The organism is Streptomyces turgidiscabies Car8 (genome assembly GCF_000331005.1).
GTDB lineage: Bacteria > Actinomycetota > Actinomycetes > Streptomycetales > Streptomycetaceae > Streptomyces > Streptomyces turgidiscabies.
In genome coordinates this window covers 1-7,738 of sequence record NZ_AEJB01000624.1, presented here as the reverse complement: position 1 = coordinate 7,738, position 7,738 = coordinate 1, and the positions used below count along the sequence as shown (strand labels likewise).

9 protein-coding genes and 1 pseudogene are annotated in these 7,738 nt (G+C 69.4%); 5 read left to right on the top strand and 5 right to left on the bottom strand.

The features are described 5' to 3' along the window. Positions 1-159: pseudogene (locus STRTUCAR8_RS50895) on the top strand (carbohydrate ABC transporter permease); the annotation flags it as partial. 1 nt (position 160) lies between these two features. Next, positions 161-361: a beta-N-acetylhexosaminidase family protein gene (locus STRTUCAR8_RS43590; RefSeq protein ID WP_044473909.1), complete on the top strand. Its 201-nt coding sequence runs from the start codon at positions 161-163 to the stop codon at positions 359-361. An 18-nt stretch (positions 362-379) separates the two neighbouring features. Here STRTUCAR8_RS43590 and STRTUCAR8_RS43585 read toward each other — a convergent pair whose 3' ends face one another. Continuing rightward, entirely contained in the window at positions 380-985 is a 606-nt protein-coding gene (locus tag STRTUCAR8_RS43585) for a DUF2017 domain-containing protein (RefSeq protein WP_006382858.1), read from the bottom strand. Positions 986-996: 11 nt separating this feature from the next. After that, positions 997-1,314, bottom strand: coding sequence for an ATP-dependent Clp protease adapter ClpS (gene clpS, locus STRTUCAR8_RS43580; RefSeq protein ID WP_006382856.1), 318 nt, complete (start codon positions 1,312-1,314; stop codon positions 997-999). Between the two features lie 78 nt (positions 1,315-1,392). Here clpS and STRTUCAR8_RS43575 point away from each other — a divergent pair, with 78 nt between their 5' ends. Both STRTUCAR8_RS43575 and STRTUCAR8_RS43570 read left to right on the top strand, forming a co-directional pair. Further along, positions 1,393-2,733, top strand: a complete 1,341-nt coding sequence (locus STRTUCAR8_RS43575; protein ID WP_006382861.1) for a nicotinate phosphoribosyltransferase — start codon at positions 1,393-1,395, stop codon at positions 2,731-2,733. Between the two features lie 158 nt (positions 2,734-2,891). Further along, positions 2,892-3,476, top strand: coding sequence for a nicotinamidase (locus STRTUCAR8_RS43570; RefSeq protein ID WP_006382860.1), 585 nt, complete (start codon positions 2,892-2,894; stop codon positions 3,474-3,476). A gap of 119 nt (positions 3,477-3,595) precedes the next feature. On the opposite strand, the gene STRTUCAR8_RS43565 is transcribed toward STRTUCAR8_RS43570, so the two are convergent. The 3 genes from STRTUCAR8_RS43565 to STRTUCAR8_RS43555 all read right to left on the bottom strand — a co-directional run bounded on the left by STRTUCAR8_RS43565 (position 3,596) and on the right by STRTUCAR8_RS43555 (position 7,018). Further along, positions 3,596-4,075: a pyridoxamine 5'-phosphate oxidase family protein gene (locus STRTUCAR8_RS43565; RefSeq protein ID WP_006382855.1), complete on the bottom strand. Its 480-nt coding sequence runs from the start codon at positions 4,073-4,075 to the stop codon at positions 3,596-3,598. A 91-nt stretch (positions 4,076-4,166) separates the two neighbouring features. Then, positions 4,167-4,532, bottom strand: coding sequence for a hypothetical protein (locus STRTUCAR8_RS43560; protein WP_006382857.1), 366 nt, complete (start codon positions 4,530-4,532; stop codon positions 4,167-4,169). A 122-nt stretch (positions 4,533-4,654) separates the two neighbouring features. After that, positions 4,655-7,018 (bottom strand): immune inhibitor A domain-containing protein, encoded by a 2,364-nt coding sequence (locus STRTUCAR8_RS43555; RefSeq protein WP_006382862.1) that lies wholly within the window; start codon positions 7,016-7,018, stop codon positions 4,655-4,657. A gap of 391 nt (positions 7,019-7,409) precedes the next feature. On the opposite strand from STRTUCAR8_RS43555, the gene STRTUCAR8_RS43550 reads away from it, so the two are divergent. Beyond that, positions 7,410-7,706, top strand: coding sequence for a hypothetical protein (locus STRTUCAR8_RS43550; RefSeq protein ID WP_044473908.1), 297 nt, complete (start codon positions 7,410-7,412; stop codon positions 7,704-7,706). Positions 7,707-7,738: the final 32 nt, after the last annotated feature.

Sequence of the window (7,738 nt, the reverse complement as noted above, 5' to 3'; positions counted from 1 at the left end):
ACGCTGCCGATGGCCCTGCTGGTCTTCTACAAGCCCGACGACCCGGACTGGGGTGGCGTGATGGCCGCCTCGACGGTGATGACGATTCCGGTGCTGGTGTTCTTCGTACTCGTGCAGCGCCGACTGGTGTCGGGGCTCGGTGGAGCGGTTAAGGACTGACGTGACTGACGTGAACGACGTGAACGAACTTGTTCCGGCGCCCGTCGCCGTGCGGGACGTCAGGGCCGCGGGCGGGTTCCTGTTCGACGAGAACACGGTGATCGACGCCGGGCCCGGCACCGAGGCGGCGGCCGGCTGGCTGCGTGGCGTCCTCGGGGCGGCGACCGGGCTCCCACATGCCGGGATGGCGCCAGGGCTATGAAGAACTCAGGGCATCCGGTCAGGGCATCAGCGTCGTGACGAGCGTCTCCTGCAGTCCGCCCAGCCACAGGTACGCCATCACCATCGGCTTGCGCGGGTCCTCGTCCGGGAGCCGGTAGAGGAGGTCGGTGTCCTCCTCGGCGACGACGTCGAGCCGGGAGCCGATCGCCAGGCGCAGGTCGTTGAGCGCGCCGAGCCACTGCCGGGACTCCTCGTGCGTCAGCTTGAGCACCGCGCCCCCGTCGCCGGCCGGCGTCATCGAGTCCAGTGAGCGGATCACCGCGAGGGCGGTCTCCCGCTTGCCGGTCCGCAGGTCGTTCTCGGTGAACCGGCGGAACTCGGAGGAGTACTCCCGCTGCTCCTCGGCCTGTTCCGGCGACGACGGTACGTCGACGGGGTCGCTGTAGGCGTCCGGGAACAGGCGCCTGAGCACCGGGTCGGAGGGCGGCTCGCTCGGGCCCTCCGCGAAGAGTTCGGCGAGCGGGTCGTCGGGGGCGTCCTCGGCGGGGCCGGGGCCGATCAGCTCCAGGAGCTGGACGGCCAGCGACCGGATGATGGAGATCTCGACGTCGTCGAGCGCGACGGCAGCGCCGCCGCCGGGGAGCGGTTCGAAGTGTCCTGGCATGGAATTGTTCGCTACTTCCGGTCCTGCTGGAGGGTGGCCCACAGACCGTAGCCGTGCATGGCCTGCACGTCGCGTTCCATCTCTTCGCGGCTGCCGCTGGAGACGACCGCCCGGCCCTTGTGGTGGACGTCCATCATGAGCTTGGTGGCCTTGTCCTTCGGGTAGCCGAAGTACGTCTGGAAGACGTAGGTCACATAGCTCATGAGGTTGACCGGGTCGTTGTGGACGATGGTGACCCAGGGGACGTCCGGCTCGGGTACGGCGAAGGTCTCCTCCGCCGGTTCGGTGCGTTCGATCTCTACGGGAGCGGGTGACGTCACAGAGCCCATGCTGCCACCAGAAGGGGGTCACCGGCCAAATCACAGCGGAAATCGTCAAAGTGACGAGATGGGGGTAGCATCCCGTCCATGAACACAGCGGACCTTGGGCTGCCGGTGGACGTCCCCTCGACGGCGCTCTTCACGGATCACTACGAGCTGACGATGCTCCAGGCAGCCCTGAAGGCGGGCACCGCCGACCGGCGGTCGGTCTTCGAGGTCTTCACGCGGCGGCTGCCGGAGGGCCGGCGCTACGGCGTCGTCGCGGGCACCGGGCGGGTGCTCGACGCGGTGGAGAACTTCCGCTTCGACACGGCCGTCCTCGACTTCCTGCGCGAGCGCCGGATCGTCAACGAGGAGACCCTGCAGTGGCTGGCCTCGTACCGGTTCGGCGGGGACGTCTGGGGCTATCCGGAGGGCGAGGTCTACTTCCCGGGCTCGCCGATCCTGCGCGTCGAGGGCTCCTTCGCGGAGTGTGTGCTGCTGGAGACGGTGATCCTCTCCATCCTCAACCACGACTCGGCGATCGCGGCGGCCGCGTCCCGGATGGCCTCGGCCGCCGGTGACCGTCCGCTGATCGAGATGGGCGCCCGGCGCACGCACGAGCTGGCCGCGGTGGCCGCCTCCCGCGCCGCGTACGTCGGGGGCTTCGCGAGCACGTCCGACCTGGCCGCCGGTTTCCGCTACGGCATCCCGACCGTCGGGACGAGCGCCCACGCGTTCACCCTGCTCCACGACCGCGAGCGGGACGCCTTCCAGGCCCAGGTGGACTCGCTGGGCCGCGACACGACGCTGCTGGTGGACACGTACGACGTCGCCGAGGCGGTACGGGCGGCGGTGGAGGTCGCCGGGCCGGAGCTCGGGGCGGTGCGCATTGACTCCGGGGACCTGCTCCTGGTCGCGCACCGGGTGCGGCAGCAGCTGGACGAGCTGGGGGCGGAGCGGACGCGGATCGTCGTGACCTCGGACCTCGACGAGTACGCGATCGCCTCGCTGGCGGCGGCTCCCGTGGACGCGTACGGGGTCGGCACCCAGCTGGTGACGGGTTCCGGCCACCCCACGTGCTCGATGGTCTACAAGTTGGTGGCCCGCGCCGAGTCCGCGGACCCGAAGGCTCCGCTGGTCCCGGTGGCGAAGAAGTCGAGCGGCGGCAAGACGTCCGTCGGGGGCCGGAAGTGGGCGGCCCGGCGGCTCGACCGGGACGGGTTCGCGGAGGCCGAGGTGATCGGTACGGGACCGGTGCCGGCCGAGCTGGCGGACCGGCAGCTGCTGGTCGAGCTGGTGAAGGGCGGCCGGGTAGTCGCCCGCGAGGCGCTGGACGTCGTACGGGACCGGCATGCCACCGCGCGGGCCAACCTGCCGCTGTCGGCGACCCAGCTGTCGCGCGGGGAGGCCGTCATTCCGACGGAGTACCTGCCTGCGCGGGTCTGACACCCCCGCCGCACAGGGGCAACAGGCGTTCGTGCCCGCCGGTTGCCCCGAATGCCCCCTCCCGAAGCGGGACGAAAGTCTCTAGGCTCGGAAGTTCACATGTTCACACCGGCCAGGCCCCCAGGCCCCGCACCCCTGACACTCGAAGGACACCGCCCATGCGCCGCGCCCTGATCGTCGTAGACGTGCAGAACGACTTCTGCGAGGGAGGCAGTCTCGCGGTGGCCGGGGGCGCCGATGTCGCCGCCGCGATCACCGAGCTGATCGGGCAGGCTCCCGCCGGGTACCGCCATGTCGTGGCGACCCGCGACCACCACATCGCCCCGGGCGGACACTTCGCCGACAACCCCGACTTCCAGCGCTCCTGGCCCGCGCACTGCGTGGCCGGCACGGAGGGCGTCGGCTTCCACCCGAACTTCGCCCCGGCGGTCGCCTCCGGCGCGATCGACGCCGTCTTCGACAAGGGCGCGTACGCGGCGGCCTACAGCGGCTTCGAGGGCGCCGACGAGAACGGGGTCGCGCTGGGCGACTGGCTGCGGGCCCGGGAGATCGACGAGGTGGACGTGGTCGGTATCGCGACCGACCACTGTGTCAGGGCCACGGCTCTGGACGCGGCCCGCGAGGGCTTCCGCACCCAGGTCCTGCTGGACCTCACGGCGGGCGTCGCCGAGGAGTCGACGGAACGGGCCCTGGAGGAGCTGCGGGCGGCGGGCGTGGAGCTGTCGGGCAAGGCTGTCGTCTAGCGCCGACCCGACGGCTCCCCCGATACGACCCGCACGCCCGCGTACGACCCGTACACCCGCGTACGACCCGCACGCCCGCGTACGACCCGTACTCCCGTGTGCGCCCAGCCCCGCCGGGGTCAGTCGCCCCGGACCAGCCACTTGCCGTCGCGCATCAGGGTCCGTCCGGCCATCTCGGGCACCGTCCCCCACGCCTGCAGCACCTGCGGGGTGACCTGGAACCAGACGTACGAGGCATGGTCCTCGCGCGGGTCCCAGCCGTCCTTCGCGGTGAAGGCGTCGCCCACGCCGGCGGGCAGCTCCTCGCGGGTCAGCATGCGGGCGGTGCCGTGGATCAGGACCACGTCGCGGGTGTGGCCGAAGGAGAGCCGGACCCGGCCCGAGGCGATCAGGTTGCGGCCGGTCGGGTTGGTGTCGCGAGTGGCCAGCCACACCGACTCGCCGTCCCACCAGTAGGCCAGCGGGACGAGGCAGGGCTCGCCGGTGGCGTCGGCCGTGGCGACCCAGACGTCGATGTCCTTCGCGAGGCGTTCGAGCGCCTCACGTCTGCGCTGCTCGGAGCTGCGGGGGCCGCCGGAGTGGGGGTCAGCTGCTGTCATGCGGCGAGATTACGGCGTACGCCCGGACGGTCACATCGTGCGATGGGACTAGGCCGAAAGGCCGAGGCCCCCGGGGTGCGGTCACCACGTTTCACACGCGGGCCGGTGGCCTCCGCAGCAGCGACCTGATCGGGTGCCACAGCTCCGTGCGCTCCGGGAGCGACGGGACGCTGTTGTCCGGGGCCGCCGTGCGCCATATCAGGCCGTCGGGGTGGTGCAGGACGGCAGTGATCTCGTCGGGGCTGGGCGGCTCCGCGTTGCCCCGGAGGTAGACCGCTCGCAGGCCGAGGTTGCGCAGGCGGGTCAGTGCCCTGGCGCGGTTCTGGGCGAGCACCAGGACGCGTACGTCGTCCAGGCCCACGCCCGTGGGTCTGCCGGTCGGAGCGGTGGGGCTGGGCAGGTTCAACGCCACCACCACGCTGCCACTGGGCAGCTTGCAGAAACCTCCTGCGGCCATGCGGTCACACCCCCCGTGGGACTCGGTGTCAATAAGAAAGGCACAGGAGGCACCTAAACACGATCGGCCGCGACCCGCCAGGGGGTCACGGCCGATCATGCTCTGAACTGCGGTTATGCGGATTACTTCACTGCGGGGCCGACCTGGATCGAGATCGTGGAGCCGTCCTTGGCCTCCTTGACGATCTTGATCTTGGTGTTGGTGTCAGTGATCTTCACGCCCGCGAGCGGGGTCGCCGCGTCGTAGTACGTGGAGGTGCGGTCGTTGAAGATCGGCACGCCCTTCTGGGAGGCGACCTTCGTGAGCACGTCCGCCTTGTGGAGCCGGAGGGCGTCCGTGCGGTACAGGCTGAACGGGGAGTCGTAGGACTGGATGCGGTTGCGCATCAGCGTGCCGTCCGCCCACTTCAGCGGGGTCGGGTGCGCGTCCACCGGAAGGATCTTGCCGAGACCCGGGTGCGCGGTCACGTTGTTGTCCTTCTGGGAGGTGTCCCACTTCCAGATCAACAGGCCGTTCTGGTACGGGAAGTGCTCGACCCAGGACGGACGGGTCGTCGAGAAGCCGAAGTTGTACGGGCCGACCTTGAGGGTCTTGTCGTACGACACGTACTGGCGGTTCTCGGCGATGTAGTACTGCGGGTACGTGTCCGTGAAGGACGCCCCGATGCGCGAGAAGCCCTTCGTCTTCCAAGCGGCGTCCGCGCTCTCCGCGTTGTCGGCGAAGAGGGTGGCGCCGTCGGCGGTGACGGTGATCTCGTCGGCCGCGAAGCCCTTCTGGGAGACGCCGCTGTCGGACGAGTAACGGAAGCGCAGGTCGAACTTCTTGCCCGCGTAGGCGTTCAGGGAGTACGAGAGCTTCTTGTACGCGTCCACCGTGCCGGAGAGCGCCGGGTTGCCGCTGCCGTCACGCGGGATGGCCGCGCCGTCGACCGTGCCGTCGATGGCCGTGAAGGTGGCGCCACCGTCGGTGGAGACCTCCGTGTAGAGGAAGTCGTAGTCGGCCTCGATGTCGTACCAGCCGTCCAGGGTGAGGGTGGCCGAGGACTTGCCGGTGAGGTCGACCGAACGGGTCAGCGTGTTGTTGAGGTTGTTGTCGCTGCCGCTCCACCACTGGGTCGCGCCCTGTGCCGGGGTGACGACGTCGGTGGTGACCGTCTTGTTCGGCAGCTGGACGACGAGCGCCTGGGGGTTCTTGGTGTTGTACTCGGCGACGCCCAGCTTGTGGTTCGACTTCTTTCCGGCCTTCGCCGTGTCGTAGTCGAGCCAGCCCAGCTGGAGCTTGTCCCAGGCGGTCATGTCGCCGGGCAGGTTGCCGATGTTGTTGCCACCGGTGCCGAGCCAGGAACCGGACGACATCAGGGTCCAGTAACCGGTCGAGTTCTCACCGGTGTTGGTGGTGTCGTAGTGGTCCGGCAGACCGAGGTCGTGGCCGTACTCGTGGGCGAAGACGCCGAGTCCGCCGTTCTCCGGCTGGATGGTGTAGTCGCCGACCCAGATGCCCGAGTTGCCGATCTGGGTGCCGCCCATGAGGTTGTTCGCGGGACCGGTCGCGCCCTTGTCGCTGCCGAACGCGAACCAGCGGTGCGCCCAGATGGCGTCCTCGCCCTGCGCGCCGCCACCGGCGGACTCGTCCTCACCGGCGTGCACGACCTGGAAGTGGTCGATGTAGCCGTCGGGCTCGTTGAAGTTGCCGTCGGCGTCGAAGTCGTTGCGGTCCCACTGGTCGTACGCGGCCAGCTGGGTCTTGATCGCCGCGTCGGTCGCGCCGGCTGCCTTCTGCGCCGCGACCCATGCGGCGACCCCGTCCTGCACCGCGTACCAGGCGCAGTTGTCGGGGTCGCACTTGTTGGACCCGTAACGGGCCTCGTTGTAGGGGACCTTGACCCAGTCCGAGACCGTGCCCTCGACCGAGTAGCGGCCCGAGGACTGCTTCTCGTAGTACTTCTTCATCGACTCGGTGTTCTTGCCGGTGCCGAAGTAGAGCTTCTTGAAGTGCTCGGTGTTGTAGTCCGCCTGCCAGGCCGTGCTGTTGTCCTGGGTGCGGTCCGGCGAGGCTATCTGGTTGTGCAGCGGGCCGGGTGTGCCGCCGTAGCGGCTGTCCACCTGGTCGCCGAACTCGACGAGGATCGTGAAGATCTTGTCGGTGCGCTCGCGGCCGAGCTCGACGTACTTGCCCTTGCCCTTGCCGCTCTTGAGCTGCACGACCTGTGAGCCGTTGCGGTTCTGGGCCTTGGCCTGGCCGGAGATGACCTGCCTGAGGGCTTCCTCGCGCTGGGCCTCCTGGGTCGCGCTGAGCGGCCCGTCGAGGTCGTGGTCGGCGTGCTGCTGCTCCGCCGGGTCGTGCCGGTTCGCGGCCGGCACGGCTGAAGTGCCTTTGCCCGCGCCCGAGTCGGCCTCGGCGATGGCGAAGGTGGAGAAGGTGGCGGCGGCTGTGGCGAGTGCCACGCCCACGGCCGCCGTTCTGAACGTCCAGGGTCTGCTGGTCACTTGAGGGTCCCTCCCCCGCGTCCGTCCGCGCGGATGGGGGGTTCCTGGTTCGGAAGCTGTCCGCGGGCGGTATACGCGTGTAGTCAAGTGACGTCATTTGACTAGAGGTTTAGAAGAAAAGACAGACCTTGACTTGGACAGGTCAAGTGCATTATGCGGGCTTGACACTCCCTATATCCGTCGGGCCGACCGGCGCGCGGGCGCGTCCACCTGGTGGACGTGATGACTCCGTGCGCCCCCTGTGCTCCGGAGCCGTGTGTTAGGTCACGCTTACCGCGCGTTCCAGTCGGGCATGCACGCGATTAGAGTCGGTCGGCGGACGCCGGATGTCCGGTGGAAAGCCAGGCCGACACGCTCCCCTCACCCCCGAATCCACGAGGACTCGATTGCCATGCCTCGTCAGACCGCGCCTCGTCCGACCGTCGCACAGCTCACCTACGGTTCGTGCACCGTGATTCTCTCGACGCTCGCCATGCTGCTGCTGTCTCAGACGGGTTCGGGCCCGGGGGTCGCGCTGATCGCCCTCGTGGGACTCGCCCTGGGACTCCTCGTCGCCATGACCGTGCCCCGGCACCGGCCGGCCCGCACGGCCTCACAGATCGTCGCCTCGTCGGCCTCCCCCGCGGTCGTCGCCCCGGCACCTCGCGAACGCGTCCCGGTGCAGGCCTCCTCGGCCCAGCAGGACTGAGACCACTTTCAGGACTGAACCACCCCTACGCC

Bases quoted from the DNA above. Each gene is read 5' to 3' on its own strand.
- STRTUCAR8_RS43585 (WP_006382858.1), bottom strand. From the start codon at position 985: ATGCCAGGACACTTCGAACCGCTCCCCGGCGGCGGCGCTGCCGTCGCG.
- clpS (WP_006382856.1), bottom strand. From the start codon at position 1,314: ATGGGCTCTGTGACGTCACCCGCTCCCGTAGAGATCGAACGCACCGAA.
- STRTUCAR8_RS43575 (WP_006382861.1), top strand. From the start codon at position 1,393: ATGAACACAGCGGACCTTGGGCTGCCGGTGGACGTCCCCTCGACGGCG.
- STRTUCAR8_RS43570 (WP_006382860.1), top strand. From the start codon at position 2,892: ATGCGCCGCGCCCTGATCGTCGTAGACGTGCAGAACGACTTCTGCGAG.
- STRTUCAR8_RS43565 (WP_006382855.1), bottom strand. From the start codon at position 4,075: ATGACAGCAGCTGACCCCCACTCCGGCGGCCCCCGCAGCTCCGAGCAG.
- STRTUCAR8_RS43560 (WP_006382857.1), bottom strand. From the start codon at position 4,532: ATGGCCGCAGGAGGTTTCTGCAAGCTGCCCAGTGGCAGCGTGGTGGTG.
- STRTUCAR8_RS43550 (WP_044473908.1), top strand. From the start codon at position 7,410: ATGCCTCGTCAGACCGCGCCTCGTCCGACCGTCGCACAGCTCACCTAC.